Source organism: Chitinophaga sp. 10T418 (genome assembly GCF_056394125.1).
In genome coordinates, this window is the sequence record NZ_JBFTHG010000010.1 from 166,418 (window position 1) to 191,429 (window position 25,012).

General features: G+C 45.6%; 21 protein-coding genes. 9 read left to right on the plus strand and 12 right to left on the minus strand.

Translation table 11 applies throughout. The features are described 5' to 3' along the window. Positions 1–2: 2 nt before the first annotated feature. A complete protein-coding gene (locus AC1DCV_RS26150; protein ID WP_477025936.1) occupies positions 3–1,187 on the minus strand; it encodes a sigma-54-dependent transcriptional regulator in 1,185 nt (394 codons plus the stop codon). A 104-nt stretch (positions 1,188–1,291) separates the two neighbouring features. Here AC1DCV_RS26150 and AC1DCV_RS26155 point away from each other — a divergent pair, with 104 nt between their 5' ends. From AC1DCV_RS26155 to cysM, 3 genes are all read left to right on the plus strand, one after another. Continuing rightward, positions 1,292–1,849 (plus strand): GrpB family protein, encoded by a 558-nt coding sequence (locus tag AC1DCV_RS26155; RefSeq protein ID WP_477025937.1) that lies wholly within the window; start codon positions 1,292–1,294, stop codon positions 1,847–1,849. 351 nt (positions 1,850–2,200) lie between these two features. Further along, a complete protein-coding gene (locus AC1DCV_RS26160) occupies positions 2,201–3,013 on the plus strand; it encodes a serine O-acetyltransferase (protein ID WP_477025938.1) in 813 nt (270 codons plus the stop codon). A 9-nt stretch (positions 3,014–3,022) separates the two neighbouring features. Next, on the plus strand, positions 3,023–3,904 hold the full coding sequence (cysM, locus tag AC1DCV_RS26165) for a cysteine synthase CysM (RefSeq protein ID WP_477025939.1): 882 nt from the start codon (positions 3,023–3,025) through the stop codon (positions 3,902–3,904). A gap of 116 nt (positions 3,905–4,020) precedes the next feature. Here the strand turns inward: cysM and AC1DCV_RS26170 are convergent, their stop codons facing one another. Beyond that, on the minus strand, positions 4,021–5,052 hold the full coding sequence (locus AC1DCV_RS26170) for a pyruvate dehydrogenase complex E1 component subunit beta (RefSeq protein ID WP_331969309.1): 1,032 nt from the start codon (positions 5,050–5,052) through the stop codon (positions 4,021–4,023). A gap of 150 nt (positions 5,053–5,202) precedes the next feature. Between AC1DCV_RS26170 and AC1DCV_RS26175 the strand changes: the two genes are divergently transcribed. Beyond that, complete coding sequence (locus AC1DCV_RS26175) at positions 5,203–5,814, plus strand: hypothetical protein (protein WP_477025940.1); 612 nt, start codon at positions 5,203–5,205, stop codon at positions 5,812–5,814. A 105-nt stretch (positions 5,815–5,919) separates the two neighbouring features. Here AC1DCV_RS26175 and AC1DCV_RS26180 read toward each other — a convergent pair whose 3' ends face one another. Further along, positions 5,920–7,092, minus strand: a complete 1,173-nt coding sequence (locus AC1DCV_RS26180) for an acetyl-CoA C-acyltransferase (RefSeq protein ID WP_477025941.1) — start codon at positions 7,090–7,092, stop codon at positions 5,920–5,922. Positions 7,093–7,149: 57 nt separating this feature from the next. Here AC1DCV_RS26180 and dnaG point away from each other — a divergent pair, with 57 nt between their 5' ends. Then, positions 7,150–9,207: a DNA primase gene (gene dnaG / locus AC1DCV_RS26185; protein ID WP_477025942.1), complete on the plus strand. Its 2,058-nt coding sequence runs from the start codon at positions 7,150–7,152 to the stop codon at positions 9,205–9,207. A 73-nt stretch (positions 9,208–9,280) separates the two neighbouring features. On the opposite strand, the gene AC1DCV_RS26190 is transcribed toward dnaG, so the two are convergent. Together AC1DCV_RS26190 and AC1DCV_RS26195 are read right to left on the minus strand one after the other, a co-directional pair. Then, positions 9,281–9,772: a dihydrofolate reductase gene (locus AC1DCV_RS26190; RefSeq protein WP_477025943.1), complete on the minus strand. Its 492-nt coding sequence runs from the start codon at positions 9,770–9,772 to the stop codon at positions 9,281–9,283. 10 nt (positions 9,773–9,782) lie between these two features. After that, positions 9,783–10,604 carry a thymidylate synthase gene (locus AC1DCV_RS26195; protein WP_477025944.1) on the minus strand — a complete coding sequence of 274 codons (822 nt, stop codon included), beginning with the start codon at positions 10,602–10,604 and terminating at the stop codon, positions 9,783–9,785. 329 nt (positions 10,605–10,933) lie between these two features. Between AC1DCV_RS26195 and AC1DCV_RS26200 the strand changes: the two genes are divergently transcribed. Both AC1DCV_RS26200 and AC1DCV_RS26205 read left to right on the plus strand, forming a co-directional pair. Continuing rightward, the gene (locus AC1DCV_RS26200) at positions 10,934–13,930 is read left to right on the plus strand and encodes a SusC/RagA family TonB-linked outer membrane protein (RefSeq protein ID WP_477025945.1); all 2,997 of its coding nucleotides are present in this window, start codon (positions 10,934–10,936) and stop codon (positions 13,928–13,930) included. 32 nt (positions 13,931–13,962) lie between these two features. Continuing rightward, complete coding sequence (locus AC1DCV_RS26205; RefSeq protein WP_477025946.1) at positions 13,963–15,282, plus strand: RagB/SusD family nutrient uptake outer membrane protein; 1,320 nt, start codon at positions 13,963–13,965, stop codon at positions 15,280–15,282. A 116-nt stretch (positions 15,283–15,398) separates the two neighbouring features. Here AC1DCV_RS26205 and AC1DCV_RS26210 read toward each other — a convergent pair whose 3' ends face one another. Continuing rightward, positions 15,399–16,577, minus strand: coding sequence for a proline dehydrogenase family protein (locus tag AC1DCV_RS26210; RefSeq protein WP_477025947.1), 1,179 nt, complete (start codon positions 16,575–16,577; stop codon positions 15,399–15,401). Positions 16,578–16,759: 182 nt separating this feature from the next. Between AC1DCV_RS26210 and AC1DCV_RS26215 the strand changes: the two genes are divergently transcribed. Then, positions 16,760–17,557 (plus strand): FecR family protein, encoded by a 798-nt coding sequence (locus AC1DCV_RS26215; protein WP_477025948.1) that lies wholly within the window; start codon positions 16,760–16,762, stop codon positions 17,555–17,557. Between the two features lie 92 nt (positions 17,558–17,649). On the opposite strand, the gene AC1DCV_RS26220 is transcribed toward AC1DCV_RS26215, so the two are convergent. Next, positions 17,650–18,060, minus strand: a complete 411-nt coding sequence (locus AC1DCV_RS26220) for a hypothetical protein (protein WP_477025949.1) — start codon at positions 18,058–18,060, stop codon at positions 17,650–17,652. Positions 18,061–18,159: 99 nt separating this feature from the next. Then, on the minus strand, positions 18,160–19,371 hold the full coding sequence (locus tag AC1DCV_RS26225; protein ID WP_477025950.1) for an NAD(P)/FAD-dependent oxidoreductase: 1,212 nt from the start codon (positions 19,369–19,371) through the stop codon (positions 18,160–18,162). A 65-nt stretch (positions 19,372–19,436) separates the two neighbouring features. On the opposite strand from AC1DCV_RS26225, the gene AC1DCV_RS26230 reads away from it, so the two are divergent. Further along, positions 19,437–20,285, plus strand: coding sequence for a dienelactone hydrolase family protein (locus AC1DCV_RS26230; protein WP_477025951.1), 849 nt, complete (start codon positions 19,437–19,439; stop codon positions 20,283–20,285). Positions 20,286–20,394: 109 nt separating this feature from the next. Here AC1DCV_RS26230 and AC1DCV_RS26235 read toward each other — a convergent pair whose 3' ends face one another. From AC1DCV_RS26235 to AC1DCV_RS26250, 4 genes are all read right to left on the minus strand, one after another. Further along, the gene (locus tag AC1DCV_RS26235; protein WP_477025952.1) at positions 20,395–21,423 is read right to left on the minus strand and encodes a sugar phosphate isomerase/epimerase family protein; all 1,029 of its coding nucleotides are present in this window, start codon (positions 21,421–21,423) and stop codon (positions 20,395–20,397) included. Between the two features lie 84 nt (positions 21,424–21,507). Further along, positions 21,508–22,398: an SPL family radical SAM protein gene (locus AC1DCV_RS26240; RefSeq protein WP_477025953.1), complete on the minus strand. Its 891-nt coding sequence runs from the start codon at positions 22,396–22,398 to the stop codon at positions 21,508–21,510. A gap of 31 nt (positions 22,399–22,429) precedes the next feature. Then, entirely contained in the window at positions 22,430–23,641 is a 1,212-nt protein-coding gene (locus AC1DCV_RS26245) for a thioredoxin family protein (RefSeq protein ID WP_477025954.1), read from the minus strand. An 11-nt stretch (positions 23,642–23,652) separates the two neighbouring features. Further along, positions 23,653–25,011 (minus strand): RagB/SusD family nutrient uptake outer membrane protein, encoded by a 1,359-nt coding sequence (locus AC1DCV_RS26250; protein ID WP_477025955.1) that lies wholly within the window; start codon positions 25,009–25,011, stop codon positions 23,653–23,655. Position 25,012: the final 1 nt, after the last annotated feature.

Here is a 25,012-nt window from a genome sequence, read left to right on the forward strand (position 1 = left end):
GATTAAGAACTTACTTTTTTCTTATCGCGGGCAGGTACTACGAAATCATCCACATCATCTGCAGTAATGGTTTTACCGGATAAGATGATCAACCTTTCCACCACGTTTCGGAGTTCGCGGATATTACCGGTCCAGTTGTGATTTTGCAGGGCTTTCATCGCTTCTTTATCTATTGCTTTACGGGAAATACCATATTCACTGCAAACGCTGTCCAGGAAACTATCTACCAGTAAAGGAATATCATCTCTCCGATCGTTCAGGGAAGGTACGTGAATCAGGATCACGCTTAAACGGTGATACAAATCCAGGCGGAAATTTTTGCCTTCTACTTCCTGCAGCAGGTCTTTATTGGTAGCTGCCACTACACGAACATCCACACTGATTTCTTTATCGCCACCTACGCGGGTGATCTTCCCTTCCTGTAAAGCGCGTAATACTTTTGCCTGAGCACTGAGACTCATATCCCCTATTTCATCGAGGAAAAGGGTGCCACCACTGGCCTGTTCAAATTTACCAATGCGTTGCTTAACCGCGGAAGTAAAGGACCCCTTTTCGTGACCAAACAATTCACTTTCTATCAATTCACTTGGAATAGCAGCGCAGTTTACTTCTACCATAGGGCCGGCGGCGCGGTTGCTGCGTTCATGCAACCAACGGGCTACCAGCTCCTTACCTACTCCGTTTTCGCCCGTCACCAATACCCGGGCATCTGTAGGGGCTACCTTTTCTATGGTTTCCCTGATCTTCAGCAGCGGGCTTGACTGGCCTATCATTTCCGGCACCTTATTTACCTTGCGGCGCAGGGTTTTGGTTTCGGTGACCAGGTTGGTTTTATCCATGGCATTACGCAGGGTAATGAGCAGGCGGTTCAGATCCGGTGGTTTGGAAATATAGTCGTAGGCGCCTTTTTTCACAGCATCTACGGCAGTATCAATGTTGCCGTGGCCAGACACCATGATAATAGGAATGTCACCGTTCACTTCCCGTGCTTTCTCGAGAAATTCCAGTCCATCCATTTTAGGCATTTTGATGTCGCACAAAACGGCATCATATGGCTTTGCCTGGAACATTTTAAATCCTTCCATGCCGTCTGCGGCCTCATCTACCTTATACCCTTCATAACTTAAAATTTCCGTGAGCGTTTTACGAATACTTTTTTCGTCGTCTATTATTAGAATGTTAGCCATAATCGAGTTTGATTTTGTATTACCAGCAATTAGCTGCCATTTATACAACGGGCAAAAATAAAGATTAATCAGTTAAAATTGCAGTATATCTAATATCATTTAACATGTCGGAAACAATTGAGATTGTGTCCTATAATTCCCTTTGGCCGGAAGAGTACCGGGAGATTGCCCTGCAGCTGAAAAATGCCCTGGGGGAATATGTGCTGGCCATTGATCATATTGGTTCTACCAGTGTGCCGGGTTTGCCTGCGAAGGATGTGATTGACGTACAGGTAACCGTAGCCTCACTGGACTTACCATTACAGCCGGCACTGGAACAGCTGGGATATACGAGAAAGGCGCACCTGACAGATCACCGGCCACCAGGCAGGGATGACCTGGCAGACATAGAACTACAAAAAGATTATTATTTCAGGAATAACAGGAGAATCAATCTGCATGTGCGGGTAGCCGGCAGGTTTAATCAGCAGTATGCATTGCTGTGCCGGGATTATCTGCGTACACACCCACATGCTGCCCAAGCCTATGCTGTAGTGAAACAACAACTCTCTAAATATTTTCCGCATAACGCAGATGCGTACTACGATATCAAGGATCCGGTATTTGATCTGATCATGGAAGGGGCCTATGAGTGGAGGAAGCTGTTAGCCATTAGCTGTTAGCTGTTAGTCTTTAGCGAATGGGGATAGCGAGGGGATTTTAGCGGTTACCGTTGATAGATAGCGATATAATTGTTAGTGTAATACAGTGGTATTGCTCATCTTCGCTGCATTATGCTAACAGCCATTAGCTTTGGGTCTTTTGCCGATTGGGATAGCGGTTAACGTTGATAGATAGCGATATAACTGTTAGTGTAATACAGTGGTATTGCTCATCTTCGCTGCATTGTGCTAACAGCTGGCAGCTAAAAGCTAAAAGCTCTTGAAATTCAGCAAACAGTCTACTACCTTTACAGGATTTATGCGTAATTTCATCATATATAAAGTGCCAATACCTGTAATATCCATCCGCATATGAATGATTTTTTGGAAGAGTTGAAGCGGCGGCACCAACTGGCAGCGGCGAATGCCTATCCGGCTACCGGTGCAGTAGATGATTTCGTCAGCAATCTGGTCAACTGGCTTTTTCCGGAGCACACAGGTCAGGTAATGGCCGATCCGGTAGTACTGGAGCAATACAGCCATCAGCTGGAAGCACAGTTACAGCAGTTATTGCAATCTATGGTGCATCAGTTGCCCACAGATGCAGCTGCTTTGAGTGGGTCTTTTATGAGTAAAGTCCCGGTTATTTATGACGAACTGACCAAAGATGCAGGCGCCATTTACCAGGGTGACCCGGCTGCATCCTGTATATATGAAGTGATCCGGGCTTATCCGGGTTTTTATGCCATTGCTTTTTATCGCATTGCGCATGCCCTGTACAACCTGAAAATACCGGTGTTACCGCGTATGATTACAGAACTGGCACATTCCCGTACCGGTGTGGATATTCATCCGGGAGCAGTGATTGCGCCCTGGTGTTGTATAGATCACGGAACCGGCATCGTTATCGGGGAAACAACCGTCATAGGACCGCATGTAAAGCTGTACCAGGGCGTTACCCTGGGAGCGCTGAGCATAGAAAAGAGCATGGCGCGCAGCAAAAGGCATCCTACTATTGAAGAACATGTAGTGATCTATGCCGGCGCCACTATACTGGGCGGAGATACTATAATAGGCCATCACAGTGTGATTGGTGGTAATGTGTGGCTCATTAAAAGTGTAGAACCATTTTCCAGGATCTATTACAAAGCAGAACATAAATTTTCAGACACAAATCAGGATTAATAGAATACAATGGCTTCCATCATAGATCTCATCGGTAATACGCCGATGGTAGAATTAAAAAATATTTCGGTGAATCCGGCGGTGAAAATATTTGCCAAGCTGGAAGGCAACAACCCCGCGGGCAGCGTGAAAGACAGGGCTGCTTATGGTATGATCAAAGGGGCGCTGGACAGGGGTGATATTAAGCCGGGCATGAAACTGATTGAAGCTACCAGTGGTAATACCGGCATTGCATTGGCCATGATTGCCAGCCTGTTTGGACTGGAGATTGAACTGGTAATGCCGTCTGATGCCACCAGGGAGCGTGTACTCACGATGGAAGTATACGGCGCCAAAGTAACACTCACACCGAAGGAGTCATCAATGGAAGGCTCTATAGACTATGCCAACAACAAAGTAGCCCAGGGTGGTTATTTTATGCTGAACCAGTTTGCCAATCCTGACAACTACGGCATGCACTACAAGACTACCGGACCTGAAATATGGAAGGATACGGAAGGCGCCATCACTCATTTCGTGAGCGCGATGGGTACTACCGGTACAATTATGGGCGTATCGCGTTATTTAAAGGAACAAAATCCGGAGGTACAGATAGTAGGTTGCCAGCCTACAGATGGTTCCAAAATTCCCGGCATCCGCAAATGGCCGGAGGCATATCTTCCTAAAATATTTGAAAGACCAAGAGTAGACCGCATCATGGATATATCAGAAGAAGAAGCCAGGATCATGACCAAAAGACTGGCAAAAGAAGAAGCTGTTTTCTGTGGAATGAGCAGCGGAGGCGCTGTAGCAGCGGCAGTGCGGGTATCTCAGGAACTGCGTAGTGGCATTATCGTTAGTATCATCTGCGATCGCGGGGACAGGTATTTATCGAGTGATTTATTTTCTTAGCTATTGGCTTTTAGCAGTTAGCTATCAGCATAAAAGAAAGGAGCGAAGAAAATCTTCGCTCCTTTCTTTTTATAATCTTCGCTCTTATCTAAAAGCCAAATGCTAATAGCTAACAACTATTTCTTCATATACATTACTTCTTTCACCAGTTTCACGGTACGCTCAACATCAGGCAGGTACTGTTTAACCAGGTTAGGCGCATAGTGCATAGGAGCATCCTGTGCAGTAATACGACGGATAGGTGCATCCAGATAGTCGAAACCTTCTTTCTGGATACGGTAAGTGATTTCGGAAGAGATGCTCGCAAAAGGCCATTGTTCTTCTACGATTACCAGGCGGTTGGTTTTCTTGACAGATTCCAGGATGGTAAACCAATCCAACGGACGAATTGTACGCAAATCGATTACTTCTGCTTCAATACCTTCTTTTGCCAGTTCTTCTGCTGCACCCAGTGCTACTTTCATCATTTTGTTGAAAGAAACGATGGTTACATCTTTACCTGCACGTTTAATATCTGCTTTACCAATCGGGATGATGTACTCTTCTTCAGGAACTTCGCCCATATCACCGTACATTAACTCACTTTCCATGAAAACAACCGGATCGTCATCGCGGATAGCCGCTTTAAGCAAGCCTTTTGCATCATAAGGGTTAGAAACGGATATTACTTTCAGCCCGGGGATATTGGCATAGTAGCTTTCGAAAGCAGTAGAGTGCTGAGCGCCGAGCTGTCCTGCAGAACCGTTAGGTCCACGGAAAACGATCGGGCAACCCACTTGTCCACCACTCATCGCGAGCATTTTGGAAGCGGTATTGAGGATCTGATCCAACGCCAGTACAGCGAAGTTCCAGGTCATGAATTCAAGAACCGGACGCAGGCCGTTCTGAGCAGCACCTACGCCAATGGCAGTAAATCCAAGTTCTGCGATCGGCGTGTCAATTACGCGTTTTGGACCAAACTCATCCAGCATTCCCTGGCTCACTTTATAAGCACCATTGTATTCGGCTACTTCCTCCCCCATAAGGAATACCCGTTCATCACGGCGAAATTCCTCCTGCAGGGCTTCTCTTAAGGCTTGTCTGAAAGCTATCTGACGCATGCTATTCTTAATTGAAAGTTTAATTGCCTTTATCGAAAGGCAGGGCAAAAATATTGTTTGTTAGCGAAAAAGCAAAGTAAACGCCCGATTAATAATTATTATGCCCCTGACATACACATTGTTGGTAGTTAATTAAAATAATTATATATATTTATATTTTATAACATTATTGAAGCCTGCCAACAATTTCCCGCTGTCATGATTACCATCACTATCCTGACCTTATGCTTTTTAGCAGCCCTTTCCTGTAAAATCAAAAAGGCTCATTCTCCTGTCCTCCAGGTACTTTTATGGTATCTCCACCTGGTTTTTGGTTGTTTTGCCGGACTATGTCTGCTCCTGATGCTGAATAATTACGGTTTTAAGGGCACCCAGACAGAAAGGATTTTCTTTACCCTCTACGCCGGAACCGGCATGCTGCTATATGGCTTAACGAAACCAGACAATGATGCCAGGTATGCCTACCTGCTATGCTTCTTTGGTTTTCCTTTTGTGCTACTACTCGGATTATTGATTCCTCCCCTGCGTACCATTACCCTGGTGGCGGCTATAACCCTGCTCTCCGACAGTGAGTTTCAGCGCTATAATATTGATGATGATTATGCCCTGCAAACAAAAACCACCAGCATCTTATCCACCTACCCGGCATATAGCCTGGTAGAAGACAAATATTTATTTTTTGAGAAGATAACGCCTGACGTAGTGACGCCCAGGACCACCCTTCATTCCCTGAAGATGTTGAAACGCGGGCAGGACAGTGTTTGGATCAGGTTGAACAACCGGGATACGGTGATTGCGCTTAGCAATTAGCTGTTAGCTTTTAGCTTTTAGCAAAATGCAGCGGAGAACATAATATATGTTTATCTCCGCTGCATTTTGCTAAAAGCTAACAGCTAATGGCTAAAAGCTAAAAAACTATACTTTTTCAATAATAATCGCACTTGCTCCACCACCGCCGTTGCAGATACCAGCTACGCCGTAACGGGCATTCTGCTGATGCAGGATGGAATTGAGGGTCACCACGATACGTGCACCACTGCAACCAATAGGATGTCCCAAGGCTACGGCACCGCCCCATACATTTACTTTATCCAGTGGCAGACCCAGGTCTTTTGCATTGGCAATAGGTACGCAGGAAAACGCTTCATTTACTTCCGCATAATCCATATCCCCTATTTGCAAACCGGCTTTGGCCAAGGCATTGTTGATGGCTTTTACTGGTGTAGTGGTAAACCATTCCGGCGCCTGGGAAGCATCTGCAAAACTGATGATTTTAGCCAGTGGCTTCAATCCCAGTGCTTTCAGCTTTTCACCGCTTACCAGAACTACAGCAGCTGCGCCATCATTGATATTGGAAGCATTGGCGGCGGTAATGGTACCATCTTTCTGAAAACTTGGTTTCAGGGTAGGCACTTTTTCAAAGATGACTTTTTTATAGTCCTCATCTTCTGCCACCGTTACCACCTGTTTACCAGGTACCTGCACCGGTACTACTTCTTCCTTAAAATAACCTTTTTCCCACGCAGCTGCCGAACGCTTGTAGCTTTCAATAGCGTAGGCGTCCTGGTCTTCCCGGGTGATGTGATACTCTGTAGCACACAACTCTGCTGCGTTGCCCATATGGAAATCTTTGTAAGGATCCCAGAGACCATCACGAATAATACCGTCTATAATGTTTCCATGTCCCAGTTTATATCCGGTACGGGCTTTATCCAGGTAGTAAGGAGCTGCGCTCATATTTTCCATGCCGCCGGCCACCACTACTTCGTTATCACCCAACATAATGCTTTGTGCACCCAGCATAATTGCTTTCATGCCGGAGGCACATACTTTGTTAACAGTAGTACAGGGTACATTATTGGGAACTCCCGCCGCCAGACTGGCCTGGTTCGCAGGGGCCTGACCAAGATTGGCACTGAGTACATTGCCCATATACACTTCATTCACTTCTGTTGCTGCAATGCCTGCTCTTTCCAATACTGCTTTGATAACGGTAGCACCGAGCTGTATAGCCGGAACGCCTGACAATACACCATTGAATGAACCTATAGGTGTGCGGGCGGTAGCTACTATAAATACTTCTTTCATCTGATAAATAAGATTGATTTGGCTAATTGATAATCTACCAAATATAAGGAAAGATAGGTGAACAATAATGGCGCAGAAGACCGGATCTTCTGCGCCATTATTTGCACTTTTCCAGCCTTCGTCAATTTCCCGTATGTTTGCAGTTGCGTGATATCTCAAAACTCCATACAACAGATCCTCAGCCGCATAGACATTGTGGAAATAGTGGGCTCCTTCGTTAAACTTAAAAAAAGGGGCGCCAACTACCTGGGTTTGTGTCCGTTTCACAACGAAAAATCCCCGTCTTTCACCGTTTCTCCCGGCAAAGAGATTTATAAGTGCTTTGGTTGCGGCGCCAGCGGCAATTCCATCAGCTTTATCATGGAGCACGAAAAGTACTCCTATGTAGAAGCGCTGCGGTGGCTGGCACAACGTTACCAGGTAGAGCTGGAAGAAACAGAGGTAAGTCCTGAGCTGAAACAGCATCAGCTCATGGCGGATAGTTTGTTTATCATCAACAACTACGCCCGGGAGTATTTTACAGACGCCCTTTTCAATAAAGAAGAAGGACAGAATGTAGGCCTTAGCTACTTCGAAGAACGCGGATTTACGGAAGAAACGATCAAAAAGTTCCAGCTGGGCTACTGTCTGAATACCTTTGACTCCTTTGCAAAATCAGCATTGGACAAGGGGTATAACCTGGAATACCTGCAAAAAACGGGGCTGGTAGCCATCCGTAATGATCAGCCGGCAGATAACTACCGTGGACGTGTGATTTTCCCTATTCACAACCAATCCGGCAAGATACTGGGATTTGGTGCACGTATCCTGGTAAAATCTGACCGGGCACCCAAGTACATCAACTCTCCCGAAAATGAGATCTATGTAAAAAGCAGGGTACTGTACGGTACCTACTTTGCGCGGCATGCCATTGATAAACTCAATGAATGTTTGCTGGTAGAGGGATATACGGATGTGGTTTCCCTGCACCAGGCTGGTGTGGAAAACGTGGTAGCGTCCAGTGGTACTTCGCTTACGCAGGATCAGCTCCGGCTGATAAAGAAATATACCAATAACCTCACTATCCTCTATGATGGGGACAGTGCTGGTGTAAAGGCTGCACTTCGTGGGCTGGATATGGCCATAGAAGAAGGTCTGAACGTAAAACTGGTATTGCTGCCGGACAAAGAAGATCCGGATAGCTATGTGCAGAAGATAGGTGCAGAAGCGTTCCGCGAATTCATCAAAGATAATAAGCAGGACTTCGTACTGTTTAAGCTGCAGCTGAGCATGCAGGAAGCAGGCACCGACAGCAATAAAAAATCGCAGCTGGTCAATGAAATTGCCGAAACCATTTCCAAAATTGATAAGGCAGAAGATTTTACCCGGCAGCAGGATTATATCCGGCAATGCAGCCAGTTATTACACATTGATGAACAGGGGCTGATTCAGCTGGTCAATAAATTTATCCGTGACAGGCTTGTCAAACGTGAGCAGGCCCACGCCCGTAATAACCCCGCTCCCGATGATGATGGACTCAGCGAAGAGGCCATTGCCGCCATGGAAGCTGCCGAGACAGGCATTTCTGTAGAATCGCTGATCAACGGGCACGAAAAACAGGAGAAAGAGCTGGTAAAAATCTTACTCCGCTTCGGTGATAAACCATTTAGTGAAGAAGAGAATAGTACGGTGGCAGATTATGTCTTCCATCTCCCCTATGACTTTGAAGCACTGGCAGAAAGCGAAGTGGTAAAAAGAATCTTAAGAGAATATAAAGTGCTGTATGATACCGGTAATCTGCAGGATAAGAAATGGTTCCTGTATCATGAGGACCAGGTTTTGTCCAAACAAATTGCCAATATCCTCGAAGATAAGGAGGCGGACCTCAGCATGAACTGGAAAGACCGTTTTGAAATAGATACCGTGTATGGGGATAATGCTTATCTGAAAGATACCATCTCTACTACCAACTATCTTATTCTCCGTAAGATCAAAAAGCTGATCTACGAAAACCAGGAAGAAGCGAAGAAGGCGACGGACATGGATCAGATCATGAATTGCCTGGAAATGCAGAAACACCTGAACTCTCTGGAAAAAGAGCTCACTAATGGTATGGGTACCGTTATTTTCAAATAACCGTTTACGTTAGTATAAAAAAATAACCCACGGTGCTATACCGTGGGTTATTTTTATGCTGTTATCACTATTTTCAGACCCGTTCCCATACCTGGAACGAAAATGCGTATTGATTTTTTTCATCTGCTTCATGACGCTCATCCCTGACCAGTTCGAACTCTCCCCCATCTATCTGCGGGAAGAACGCATCTCCGGGAACAACGGCGTATACGCGGGTAAGATAAATACGTTCAATTAACGGCCATGCCTGTTCGAAGATCTGGGATCCGCCGGTAATAAACAGTTCCTCTCCTTCAAATGTTTTTGCTTTGGCAATCCCCTCTTCAATAGAACGTACTACATAAGCGCCTTCCGGCCGATAATCCGGCTGCCGGGTAATCACAATATTTGGTCTGCCTGGCAGGGCTTTGCCCAGGGATTCAAATGTTTTGCGTCCCATAACAATGGGTTTGCCCAATGTAGTGGCTTTAAAATATTTAAGATCCGTTGGTAAGCGCCAGGGCAGCATATTATTGATGCCAATAACATTGTTATCCGAGGCAGCTACAATGATGGATATACGCATATAAAGAAGGTTATATAGCTACCGGAGCTTTAATGGCTGGATGGAACTGATAATTGACCAGTTCAAAATCTTCATACTTAAAAGAAAAAATATCTTTTACTTCCGGGTTGATCTTCATCACCGGGAGCGGGAAAGGTTGTCTGCTTAATTGCAGGTTGGCCTGTTCCATATGGTTGCTATAAAGATGTACATCACCGAAAGTATGTATAAAATCTCCGGCGTCCAGGTTGCAGACCTGTGCCATCATCATGGTGAGCAGTGCGTAGGAAGCGATATTGAAAGGTACGCCCAGGAATACATCGGCGCTGCGTTGATACAGCTGACAGCTCAGTTTTCCACGGGTTTCCCCTTTGGCTGTATCTGCCGGGGTGACATAAAACTGGAACAGGCAATGACAGGGGCTGAGTGCCATTTCTGACAGTTCACCTACATTCCATGCGTTCACTATGATACGGCGGGAGTCCGGATTGTTTTTAATGGTGTTTACAGCCTCTGTAATCTGGTCGATTACTTTTCCGCTACGGGTTTCCCAGCTACGCCATTGCTTGCCGTATACAGGTCCCAAATCGCCATTTTTATCAGCCCATTCATCCCAGATGCTGACACCATGTTCTTTCAGCCAACCGGTGTTGGTGTCGCCTTTCAGAAACCACAATAATTCGTATATAATAGATTTAAGATGCAGTTTTTTGGTGGTGACCACCGGAAATCCTTCCTGTAAATTAAAGCGCATCTGGTAGCCAAAGCAGCTGGTAGTACCGGTTCCAGTACGATCTGTTTTAACGGCGCCTTCCCTGATAATATGTTGTAATAAAGATAGATACTGATCCATAAGGGCGCAATTTACGAAGTTTACAATCGAAAAAATATAACATAATTATATCAAACAAAAAAAACCGAAATACCTGTAAAATTTCGTAATCTGCTATAATAATTCAACATTACAACAAGATCGGCTTAATGAGAACTCCCTCCCCCGGAAGATGTACTGAAAAACCTGTGTTAGCCATTCCGGTAGGGTAATTACAGAGGAAAATAGTTTTAAATAATACAACCAAAATCAAGAACAGTTTTAGTCCTTTAATCATCAAAATTACTATCAAACTATATGATAAAATAACCTCTTTTACCACATCACCATTTATCTAAACCAAACAAGCTATGCTTCTACCAAAATCCAGCTTGCTGGTACTGCTATGCCTGTGCAGTACCCTGGCACTATTTGCGCAACAAAGTATTTCGGGAAAAATAAAGGATGCCGTAAGTGGCAAACCTATTCCAGGGGTCACCGTTCGGGTACCCAACATGAACAAAGGCACCATCACAGACCCCGATGGCAAGTTCACCCTGGCCATTCCAGCTGGAACCACCAGTTTACTGGTGAGCTACACCGGCTACAAGAGTCAGACGGTGGCATTGAAACCAGGAGAAACGATATTGAATATTTCTATAGAAGAAGATTTTGCCCGTCTGGAAGAAATTGTGGTAACGGGTTTGGCCACCAATGTAAAGCGAAGTAACCTTGCCAATGCGGTAGCCACTATTTCCGGCAAGGAATTAAATGGAGTAGCGCCTGCCCAAACCTTTGATGCAGCCCTTAGTGGCAAAGTACCGGGTGCATTGATCACCGCCAACTCCGGAGCTCCCGGTGGTGGTATTTCCGTAAAAATGAGAGGTATTACTTCCGTATTCGGAAACTCCCAGCCCCTGTATGTAGTAGATGGTATTTTCTTCAATAACAGCAGTATCCCGGCCGGGTTGAATGATGTTACCGGCGCCGCTACCGCAGGCAATCCCAATAACCAGGATAACCCTTCCAGCCGTATTGCGGATCTGAACCCTGAAGACATTGAAAATATTGAAATTCTGAAAGGTGCTTCAGCGGCAGCCATGTATGGCGCCAAAGCAGCAGCTGGTGTAATTATTATCACCACTAAAAAGGGGAAGACCGGTCAAACGAAAGTAAGTGTAAACCAGGAAGTAGGTTTCACCCAGGTAAGGCACCTGATGGGCGTACGCACGTTCACAGAAGATGCAGCCGCCGATCTGGCCGGTGCTGCCAGCAATCCGGATCCTGCTGTGCAGGCAAAACGGGCTGCTTATAAAGCACAGTTTAATACCGCCAAAAATGCAGGCAAGATCTATGACTATGAAAAAGAAATGTTTGGGCAAACCGGACTGGTATTGAACACCGGCGTTTCTCTCAGCGGAGGTAGTGAAAAGACCACCTTCTATCTCTCCGGCAACAGGAGGCAAGAAGATGGTATTGTGAAGAATACCGGTTATTTCAACAACTCCATTCGCCTGAATGTAGACCATAAAGTAAATGATCGTGTATTCCTTGGCGTTACTACCAATTATATAGGGTCTTCTGCTGACAGGGGGCTTACCAACAACGACAACAACGGTGTATCCTATGGTGTTGCATTGTCTTCCACACCTGATTTTGTGGAGCTGCATCCCAATGCACTGGGAGAATATCCGCGCAACCAGTTTGCTTCTTCCAACCCATTGGAAACACGTGATCTGATGGCCAACAACGAAAAAACCAACCGCTTTGTAGGTGGGGGTAACCTGGAAATTAAACTGCAGATGAGTGATCGTTCTACTACCCGCTTTATAGGTCGCGGTGGTATCGATTATTTTAACTTTAAAACCGCTGCACTGTTCCCCCGTAACCTGCAATTTGAAGAAAACAACCTGCAGGGACATTCTATACAGGGCAACACCAACAACACCAATACCAATATTGCGGGCTTCTTCATCAATTCATTTACACCTAATCCTAACCTCACGTTAAACAGTACAGTAGGTGCTACCCTGGAAAATGGTTTCATGGATAACATTGTTACCAATGCCACTAACCTGGTATCCGGACAAAGTAACCTGGACGCCAGTGCCAATACCAATACCCGCCAGTTCCGGCAGAAATTCCGGGATAATGGTATTTTCATACAGGAGGACCTTTCTCTTATGGATGCCATCACATTAAGTGCAGGTGTGCGTTTTGACAGGTCTACCAACAATGGTGACTACAAGAAGTACTATGTCTTCCCTAAAGGATCCTTTTCCTGGAACCTGACCAAAATGAAATTCTGGAATATTTCCAGCATTGATAACCTGAAGATCCGTGCCGCTTATGGACAGTCTGGCAACGTACCTCCCTATGGCAGTAAATTTACCGCTATGCTGGGTAGTAATATCGGCGGATTCCCTGGTGTACTCGTGGACAACCTGCAGGGAAATCCCGATATCAAACCAGAACGGCAGGCAGAATTTGAAACGGGTTTGGATATCAGTGTGCTGAATGGCCGTATCAGCCTGGAAGCCAGTTACTATAACAAAAACATTTATGACGTACTGCTGCGCCATGCATTGCCTGCCTCCACCGGTTATGCCAATGAGTGGAAAAACAGTGGTGACCTAAAGAACGAAGGTATTGAACTGGGACTGAATACCATTCCCGTGAATACCGCCCAATTCAGGTGGAACAGTACTATTAACTTCTGGTTTAACCGAAGTAAAGTTACCAAACTGATCATTCCTCCATATGCCATTGGCGCTTTCGGTAACTCACTGGGAACTTTCTACCTGGAAGAAGGACAGCCGGCTACGCAGATCAAAGGTACTGTGGATGGTAAACTGAAACTTATCGGCAACTCAGAACCTAAATTCCAGATGAGCTTCTTCAATGAAGTGACCCTGTTCAAAAACTTCTCCCTCCGGTTCCTTATTCACTGGAAAAAAGGTGGCGACAACATTAATCTTACCCAGCTGCTGACTGACCTTGGCGCTACTTCCCCTGACTTTGATGAAGTGAGCAATGGCACCAAGGCAGGGCTTTACCGTCCCGGCGCCGGTGATGCATCTATTTATGTACAGGATGCTTCGTATGTGCGTATTCGTGAGATAGGTTTATATTACAACGTGCCGCTGAAAAACAACAAAACAATCAGAGGTTTACGTCTCGGCATTTCCGCCAACAACTTCTTTACCTGGACTAAATATGTGGGTTATGATCCGGAAGTTTCCAACTTCGGCAGTAACACCATTACTACTTCGCAAAGCCGCGGCAGTATTGGGTTATCTACTGGTGTAGATGTGATGCCTTTTCCTGCATCTAAAAGAGCCAGTTTTCACGTTGGTATAGATTTCTGATCATTTTCTCTCTGCTAATAAAATCATTCTATATGAAAAAGTATATCTCAACGATCGCTGTTGTTTTCTCGCTACTGTTCATCAATGCATGTCAGAAGGGAGAAATCAATAGTCTCAATACACCAGTTGTAGACGGTATTTCAAAAGATCCGTCCAGAAGTGATTTGTTTAACCTGGTAACCGGCGCCGAATCCGGGATGCGCAACAGTCTTGCTGCTTACCTGGATGGCGTAGGCGTTATAGGCCGTGAAATTTACCGTTTCTCTACTGCAGAACCACGGTATACCACGGATTTATTAGGTGGTGGCACCAAGCTGCTGGATAACAATACCTTTTATCTCACCAATCCATGGGCTTCCCGTTACCAGGTGGCCAGGCAGTGTTTTATCCTGCAGGATGCCATCAGGAATACCCGTACAGAAATTGCTTCCGATGCACAAAAGAAAGCCTTCCTGGGTTATTCAAAAACGCTGATTGGCTACCAGCTATTACTGAATATTAACCTGACCTATACCAATGGTGCCCGTATACCCGTAGCCAGTGGTGGCACCCTGGGACCGGTAATCACCAATACCGACCAGGTACTGGATTCTGTGTTGAAATTTTTGGATGAAGGCAAAACGGATCTCACCGGTTCTGAAGTGATTTTCCCATTATCCGCTGGTTTCAACGGATTTAAAGATGCTGCCGGCTTAATCAAATTTAACCGTGCGCTTGCGGCAAGGGTACATATTTACCGTAAAAACTGGGCAGCCGCGTTAACTGCGCTGAATGAATCTTTCTTCGACCTGAACGGTAATCTGAACATCGGCATCTCTCACAGCTTTTCTACCAACGGTGGTGACCTGGCAAATATCATGTTCATTGCGCCTAATGGTAACGGAGAAATAAGGGTATCGCATCCATCTTTCACCACTAATCTTGCTCCGGGAGACGACCGGCTGGATCTTAAAACAGCTACCCGTACTTCTTCTGCCAGTCAGGGTGGATTAACCGGCAACCGGGATGTGATCATATGGGCTTCCCCTAATTCACCTATCAGTATTATCCGTAATGAAGAACTGATCCTGATCTATGCAGAAGCAAAAATTCAACTCAATGCCCTGCCTGATGCCATTGTTGCTATCAACAGGATCCGTACCGCCCATAATCTTGCTCCTTATCCCGGCCCATCCACGCAGGCAGCACTGATTACAGAACTGCTGTATAACAGGCGCTATTCCCTGTTCATGGAAGGACATCGCTGGATTGATGTAAGAAGATATAACCTGTTGGGCACCTTGCCTAAAGACAGACCAGATGATGACGTGTGGGAGAAATATCCGTTGCCTCAGAGTGAGAGCAATATTTAGAGAGCGGTTAGCCATTAGCTTTTAGCTTTTAGCAAAAATGCAGCGAAGAGAAACATATATACTATGTTCTTCGCTGCATTTTTGCTAAAAGCTAAAAGCTAATGGCTAATAGCTATTTAAATTCCCCTTCTCTTCATTTCCTTTCTGATCAGGGCCAGTTCTCGTCCCATTTGTCCGGCGATGGAAGTATTTTCCTGCGCCCTGCGAAGCAGGTAAGGCATTACCTCTTTTACCGGGCCATAAGGCAGATATTTACTGACATTGTAGCCGGCATGTGCCAGGTTAAAGGTGATGTTATCACTCATACCCAGCAACTGGGAGAAGCTAACATGCGGATGATTGTGAATAATGCCTTTTGCATCCAGCATACGGGCGGCCAGCATGCAGCTGTTTTCATTATGTGTACCAATGAAAACTGCGAGCTTATCCAGGTGATCCAGACAGTATTTCACTGCAGCATCATAATCCCTGTCTGTGGCTTCTTTACTCGGTTGTATTGGTGTAGGATAATTATTTTCTGCGGCGCGCTTATTTTCTTTTTCCATGTATGCACCACGTACCAACTTTGCTCCCAGCAGATACCCTTCTCTTTCTGCTTTCTGCAGCGATACCTGCAGGAAGTTGTAACGGTCGTGACAGTACATCTGGAAAGTATTATATACTACTACTTTTCCTCTGTTGAATAAAGACATCATCTCATCGGTGAGATCATCAACCGGATCCTGAATCCAGGATTCTTCTGCATCCACCAGCACTGCTACGTTATGCCTGGAGGCAGCTTCCGCAATCGCATAGATACGATTACGCACACGGATATATTCTTCCTGTTCTGCGGCGGATAAGGCTTCTTTACGATGCACCTTTTCCAGCAGGTCGAACCTGGCAAAACCGGTTATTTTAATGGCTATAAAAGGAATGTCGGGTCTGCTACCTGCGTATTGGATAGCCCGGATAAACTCTGGTACAGCAGCATCATAGCTATGTTCACCTTCCATGGCTTCCACCCCATAATCCAACGCAACGCCGACATGATAGTTGCCTAACTGCAATGCAGTCGTAGCCGCTTCTTCCAGACTTTCGCCACCACAGAACTGTGAGAAAATAGTTTTTTTGATAATCCCTTTAATGGGTAATCTCAGTTTAAATGCGATGGGTGTCATCACTGAACCGAATTTTACCAACCAGGGTTTCCCTATATTACTAAAGAGAAAGTTGGCTTTTTTCAGTGCTTTGTCGGTCTTTGCCTCAAATGCAATAGCCGTATTATCAAATGATAAAGGTAGCTGCTTTTCCATGGGCCGCAAAGTTAGGGTGCGTCCACCTTTTAAACAAAAATCATTATAATATCAGCATATCTTTTTAACAGCGTTATCAGATATTGTCTATTGCTTCTCATAAATTGTTTAAGCATACCTGTTTACCGCTGTTTATTTTATTACTTTTAGGTCTTTTCTATTACATACAAAATTCCCGGAATATGCTATTTAAAACTGATACTATCTCCCAAACTGCCACCTGGCAAAAGACTTTTATCCTGTTTCTACTGGGGGGAATAGTATTCACCGGCTGCCAGCCTAAAGCGCCGGAAGCCACTACTGTGAACCTGAAAACACCGGGCGTTAAGTATATTTCCTATAAGGGCACCACCGGCCAAAGGACACCGCTAACTCTCCCGGACAGCTCCCGGGTGATCCTCAATTCTGCCTCTGTGCTGGAAGTACCGGAGAACTATCTGCAGGGCAACCGTGCCGTCATACTGGATGGGGAGGCTTTTTTCAATGTTACTCCCGCTACCGATACTTTTACGGTAACCAGTGATAAGTTGAGAGCAACCGTTTTAGGTACTTCTTTCAAAATGCGTTCTTTTGCCAGTCAACATGGCGCCACCGTATACCTGCTTACCGGGAAAATCCGCGTAGGAAAATCCTATCATTCCACTACCGATAACCAACCGGAAATACTGGAACGCGGACAAATGATCCTGGCCAATAATGAAATAGACCTGATGGAAAAAGAAACCTATCATCCGGAAGAACTGGAAACCTGGTTGTCAGATACGCTTCACGTTCAAAATGCCAATCCAATGACACTGAGCCGGGTATTGGAAGAATGGTTTGGTGTAGAAATAGAAATGAAGGGAGATGCCTCCAAATCGCCTGTGATCACAGACGCCCGCTTTTTTAATGCCACCCTGGAAGATGTATTGCGTAACCTGGGCGAACAACAACATTTCAAATATAAAATCACCAACAATAAAGCAGTGATTACATTTTAGTATATCCGTTAACGTTAGTTATACATTTTCACTGAAAAGACAAGCGGAACTCTCAGAAGCATTGGGAGTCCGCTTGTCTTTTCAGTTTTTGTCTAGTTGTTCTGAAAGATAATAACCCTGTTAAATTCTTCTATCTTCTGTATAATAAAAAGGCTATCATTAAAATAGTCCATGTCATAATCCTCCTCCCCCCAGATCTCAAAACGACTGGTACTTTGCGCCAACCCCACTTTATCAAAGGCGGCCTCATTCCAGTCTAATGCCTGCTCTTCTGCCAGTTCCCTGGCTTCTACATTTACATGCGCATCGTTTGAAAACACGATATGAAAAGTGTAGTCGTCCTCAAAACGTACCGTAATTTCGTTCTCATTCATGCTGACTGTTGGCTGATTCTCGATCACCGGCTCTGAATAGAAGTCGGTTAAAGCGTTTTTCAGCGTGTCGATATTTGCGTTAGAGTCTGGCAGTATAAATGCCAGATAGGAATAAAAAGAATTTGCCATTCTATTTTAAATTTACAGACGATCAATATGCAGATTGTAATATACAGCTGATTTTATAAACCTGCACGGATTTAATTATTATTAGTATATACGTTACCGTTAGTTTCTTATTTTTCTGTTGAAAGAAAAAATATCCGCATCGGGATTTTTCTTTCCCTGTATAAGATCTGTAATAATGTTGGCGGCGATCTGGCTGAAAGTGATGCCGTTGCCACCAAAGCCCAGTGCAAAGTAGGTATGCGGCATTGGTGCAAAAGTACCGATAAATGGCAACCCATCTTCCGTAGACCCGAAAGTACCGGACCACTTGAACTCCGGCCGAAAACGGAGTTCCGGAAATTTTTTATGCAGGTCTTTTTCCAGGGCCACCGCTTTGCGGTGAATCAGTTTATCCCGCCTGGTAGGGTTATAGAAAGGTTCGTCTCTCCCTCCTATCAGCACCCGGTGGTCGCTGGTAACGCGCATATACAGATATGGAGATTTTGTTTCCCAGATCAGGCAGTCCTGGTACCATTGCTCCACGGCATGATTAGGTTCACTAACCACGGCATAGGTAGCATTCAGCGTCAGCAGGGGGAGCTTTATATATTGCAATACTTCGTAGCCGGTGGCAATCACCAGGTAACGGGCAGTAATCTGTTTCCCATATGCGGTTTTCAGTACCACACTCCGTGGACGGAATTCCATATCCACCACCGCAGTGCGGTCATATACCGCCCCACCGTGGTGGATATTATGCTGATGCAGCGCATGTGACAACAGGTAGGCATCGGTTTGTGCAGCCGTATGTGAGTAGATGGCCGCCGGTGCAGTAAAGCCCATCTTATCTGCTACCATGCCTTCGTCCCACCAGTCCATTTTCAGCCCCAGGGCTTTACGGGCCTGGTATTCTTTCGTTAGCCCCGCCACGTCTTTGCGATAAGAGGCCAGGTAAAGACTATGCTTCTTCTCAAAATGAGGAAACCGCAGGGTTTTACAAATACTTTCCAGTTCCCCGATAGATGCCGCACATAGTTCATATGCCCTGCTGGCGGCGGCCATGCCGGCCTTTTCCTGCAGCCTATATAAAGGCGTATCAATTTCATACTGCAACAGGGAAGTGCTCGCGGCGGTGCTACCCAACCCGATTGTGCGGGCATCCACCACTACGGTAGATATACCTGCGCGTGTTAAAGCATAGGCGGCCAAAGCGCCGGAAATACCACCGCCTATTACTGCCACGTCTGTACGAATATCGGCTTCCAGCCATGGGTAATTGAATGGAAGGCCATTACGGATGAGTGAATAAGGGTAACCTGACTGAAGATCCATATCACTGATTTTACAAAACCTACACCAAAGAAATTCGTAACTTCTACTCACCAAAAATAACTGTTATGAAAAAACTGTCCTTCGTAACCGCATTCGTATTTATGGCCGCGAGTGCTTTTGCACAAACAGCTCCCTGTTGTCATACAGACGCGGTAACGGAATTTGCCACCCTCGCCAACCGGGAAGATTTCCGCATGGCACATAAAGATCCGTTACCCTATACGTACCAGGGCACTACCGGTACCAATATCACGTTCAACACTACCGACGGCACACCTGCACATGGCTTCCTGTTTAAAGCCAAAACAGCTACCGATCAATACCTGCTGGTATACCAGGAATGGTACGGATTGAACGACTACATCAAAAAGCAATCTGAGAAATTATACAATGACCTGGGAGGGAAAGTAAATGTGTTGGCGGTAGACATGTATGATCAGAAGGTAGCAACTAACCGCGAGGATGCGGCCAAATTAATGCAAGGAGCCACCAGGGAGCGGTTAGGCGCCATTATGCGGGGCGCTATCGCCTATGCCGGCAAATCAGCGAAAATAGCGGCTATTGGCTGGTGTTTTGGTGGAGGTATTGCACTGCAGTCGGGATTACTGGCAGGCACTCAAAATATTGGTGTGGTGATGTATTATGGCATGCCGGAAAAAGACGTGAATCAATTGCGCACTTTACAAGCTCCGGTGCTGGGTATCTTCGGTAATAAAGACAAAGGTATTACGCCCCAGGTAGTAGACGAATTTGAAAAAAATATGCAGGCTGCGGGAAAAACGTTAACGGTTAAACGTTATGATGCAGATCATGGTTTTGCCAACCCAAGTAATCCTATTTTTAACAGTGCTGCTACGGAGGATGCTTACATACATGCGTTGGCATTCCTTAAGAAAGCGTTTAGGGGGTTTTAGCTTTTAGCCATTAGCTTTTAGCTTTTAGCAAAATGCAGCGAAGGGAAACATATATACTATGTTCTTCGCTGCATTTTGCTAAAAGCTAATGGTTAAAAGCTAAAACCCTTTACATCGCTCCGCCGACTCTCAGCAACAGCTCTTTTGTTTTCTTAATCCCTTCTTCTTCAGATAATCTTTCACCTTCGTATTCAATGCCCATAAAGCCATTGAAACCGGCATCTTTTACAATCTTCAAAATGCGTGTATAGTCGATAGTCTTTTCATTACCGGCATCATCGAAGTCGTAGGTTTTAGCGCTCACGCCTTTGGCAAAAGGCATCAACTCTGTTACGCCTTCGTAACGATCGTATTCTTCCAGGCAGGTAGTTTTAGCCCAGGCTTCCGGTGTGTTACTTTCCGGCTTGGTTCTTTTGATGCAGAAGTTACCAAGATCCGGCAATGTGCCACAGTTAGGCATGTTCACCGTTTTCATGATGCCACTCAGCCATTTGCCGTTGGAAGACATCCCGCCATGGTTTTCCACGATAACACCGATGTTATGTTCCTTGCCAAATGTGGCCAGTTTGGTTAATGATTCGGCTGCTGCTTTGGCTACTTCTTCCGGCGCACCTTCTCCGGCAGCATTTACACGGATGGAATGACAGCCCAGGAAGGCTGCTGCTTCTACCCATTTGTAATGATTTTCTACTGCCTGCAATCTTTTCTTCACCTCAAGATCTCCCATTTCTCCTTCCCCATCGCACATGATCAGCACACTGCGTACACCCAGGTCATCCGCGCGTTTTTTCATTTCGGCAAGGTATGACTGATCCTTTGCCTTGTCTTTAAAAAACTGGTTTACATATTCAATGCCCTGGATACCGAATTCATTTTTAGCGCGGGAAGCGAAGTCGAGGTGGTTCATTTTACCAGCAAACAATGCTTTGTGGAAAGACCATTCCGCCAACGATATTTTGAAGAAAAGTTCTTTGGCAGCGGCCTCGCCTGCTCCGGGAGCTGCGGAGCTGTCTTTCGTCCCTTCCCGGGTGGATTTTCCATTATTACAGGCAGCCAGTACAGCGGGTAACATACCGATTCCCATCGTGTATAATCCCATTTGACGCAGGAATTGTCTGCGGTTGTTTACATTACTCATATCCGTGGGTTTTAAAATTTGCTCTCCTAAAATATTGCTTTACAAGGGGGAAAGCAAGTTTCAACAGGTGAAATTTTGAAAGCCTTATATAAAAGGGATCTGAGCGGGTAATGCATAACGGGTGGCTTCTGCCGCTGCAGCTGCCTGTAATGCGCTGTTGTAGGCCGCCGGCACGCTGTTGTTATGTGCAAACAGTCGCTGATAATTGGTGAGGTGCTGCGGATAATATTGTGCTACAGCCTGTAATACGAGTTGCTTGCTATCGGCCTCGCCTTCGCCCCATAGTGTGATGGAAGCGGGGAAAACATAACGTGCGCTGTGTTGCTGAAAAGCAGCGTACATGCGTGCCAGTTGTTCCGGCACATCTGTGATAAAAGGCAGCAGCGGCATTAAGCTCACGCCCGTCATAAATCCCGCATCGGCGCATGCCTGCATAGCCAGCAATCGTTTTGCAGGATCAGGTGCTCCTGGTTCAAACTGTTTACCGATTACCGGATCAATGGTGCTGAAAGAAAAAGTAATAAAAACCTTATGCTGATATTGGGCCATATCAGGGGGTAAAATGGCATTTTCGTTGATGCGCCGGAGTAAGTCCAGATCACGCAGTACGAGGGGAGATTTGGTGATGATATGCACCGGAAACCGGTATTCCAGCAGTAGCTCCAGGATGCCTCTGGTTAGTTGTTCTTTCTCTTCTATGGGTAGATACGCATCCGTAACAGAAGATAATACAACAAAACCCTGTTGCTGTTTGCGGGCCCTGGCAGCCAGTTGCCGGCGAAGGATGGCTAAAGCATTTTCCTTCACCGACAACTTCTCGGCCATGTTAATACCGTATTTGCTACCGCGTATATAACAGTACAAGCAGTTGAATGTACAACCACTGTACGGATTAATAGTATAATCGTCCAGAAACCACGGATCTCTTTTCTTTGTTTTATTCAGCAGTGACGTCACTGTAATATACCTGGGCATACTTAAAGCAATGTCACCGAAGGTCCGTATTTTATTTCATCTCTTTTATCTCATCCAGTTCTTTTTGTGCGATCTTCTGGATTTTAGAGGTTTCAAGTAATGATAGCTGGTAGGCTGCTTCTGCTGCTTCAAGCGCTTCCGGCTTATTGCCCAGCTCCTGGCATATTTTCGCGAGGGTGCCCTGGTTGCTATACTCCCGTGGAGCTATCACCGCAGCGCGTTTTGCCAGTTTGTAAGCTTGCTGCAGGAATTGTTTGTCACCGGCAGCCTGGTACTGACAACGACGGGCGAGGAAACTCAGGCCTGCATCGTCCGTTTGCATCACGCCAGCTAATCCTTTGTCTGTTACTTTTACAAAGTTTTTCACGTTGGCAGTAGTAAGGTAAAATTCTGCTTCCATCATCAGGGCCTTCTTTTGTAAGCCGGCATCTGTGGTGTTTAACCAGGGAGACAAACGGGCATAAAAAGCGGTGCTATCCTTTTTACGGATCAGGCCATATAGTGTAGTGCTCAGTAAACGCTCCTGCATTTTGTTCACTGCTGCTGCATCATACTTCTTCGTATATTCCTTTACGTGAGCGGTGAAATACTTACCAAGTTTTTCATTTTCATCCCAGGAAAAAGCCTGAATGGTTTGCCATCCCAGGGGAGTTTGCAGATCAGCATCCGTTAGCTGTGCGATCAGCATTTTACTCACCGTATCTGCTTTGTTGCGATCTGTTTTTTGTAACGCCAACGCATATGCCAGCAAATTCTCTTTGCTGCGGCGACCGCTATTAAAAGCCTTTTCCATGGAAGCCAGGGAACGTGCGGGATCCAGGGCTTTCTTTCCTTCGTCTATAAACTCAGGTAACTCCATCCGGGAGGTAGCTTTATGCACCAGTTCACCTTTGCTGTTGATAAACAGATAGGTAGGAAACACCTGTACATTGTAACGTTCCCGTAGTGCAGGTCCCTCTCCTTTTTCCATATCAATTTTGTAGTTGATAAACGTAGCATTGTAGTAGGTGGCAGCCGTATCATTTACGAATACATTCTTCTCCATCCACTTGCAGGGAGCGCACCAACTGGTATAACAGTCAATGAACACCAGCTTACCGGTGCGGGCGCTTTCTTTTAGTACATCCGCAAAAGCATCTTTACGAAATACGATACCCGCTTCATTTTGCTGGGCCTGTGTGGTAATGCACCAACTGAGCGATAAACTCACCGATAGCACGCTTAACAAAAATATCTTCTTCATACATTCATTTATTAATATCCCTGATTCTGTACCACTACTTTACCGGATGCCTGAATAGATTTCAATGGAATAGGCAGGATATATCGCTGCTTACCCATAAAGGCCGGTTTAAATGTTTTAATATCCAGTTCGCCTCTATTGGCATATCTCACCAGATCATACCACTCTTCTCCGCTCTCTGCGCCGAGTTCATGGATCTTCTCTTCACGGATGGCATTCAGCAAACCGGCTTTATCGTTGATCGTTACATCCGGCATCAGTGCACGTTTACGCACTTTGTTCAGCGCAGCCCTGGCTTCATCCAACGAACCACCGCTTCTCACAATTGCTTCTGCCTGTACCAGGTATAGTTCTGCCAACCGKATAAAATATTCTGTATCGGAGTTGGAAGGGGCACCATCTACCTGGCCGGCCATAAACTTACCGTTCCTCACGCGGGTACCTGTAACCCTGATAGCCATGGAATCCCGCAGATCGCCTTTCATAAATGCGATGTAATAAGCAGAAGGAACAAACCACGTATTAAATGCATAGCACTTGTTATTGATGTTGGTGCCGGCATCGTACGGGGTCTGGAAAATCACCTCTTTTGTATCTCTTATTTTTTTGGAGAAGATGGTCTTAAAAGTATCTTCCAGGTTACGCTGGCTGCTCGTGGTTACCAGTTTGGCCATAGCAGCGGCTTCCGCGTATCGTTGCTGATAGAGCAATACTTTTGATTTCAGTGCCCGTGCGGCTATTTTAGAAGCATAAAAGGTACTTGAAAACTCATTCGTTTCGAGTATTGCTTCATCCAGGTCTTTATTGATCTGGTCGTAGGTGGCACGCACACCGGAGCGGGGAATGGCTTCTGCATCCTTTACCGGATCCACACGCAACACCAATCCATAAGCAGAGGTAGTATCGTAAAACTCTCCGAACAAACGCAACAGGTAGAAATTACTCATAGCACGCAGGAACTTCGCTTCTCCGATGATCCTCGTTTTACGTGGATCACTGCCGCTGAGCGCTGTGGTTTTGGTAATAATATGATTGCTCATATTAATCATCTTGTAACCACCGGTATACATACTTTCCAGCCAATAGTTACTGGTAGGAACATTATTGTCTGCAAAATCGAAACCATCCTGCGCCGGGTCCATGGTGAGTCCCATCAGACTGGCAGCCGCCGGCATGTAGTAGTTAAAGGCTAAACCGGTGCCGTTCAAGATACCATAAGTACCGTATAAAGCGCTTTGTGCCTTTTCTACGGAAGTAATCGCGTTGGCATCTTCCAGCTGGTTAACCGGTGATACATCGGTTACATTTACCAGCTTGCAGGAAGCGAATAAAAAAGAGGTGACTATCGTAGCAATAATATATTGTTTCATG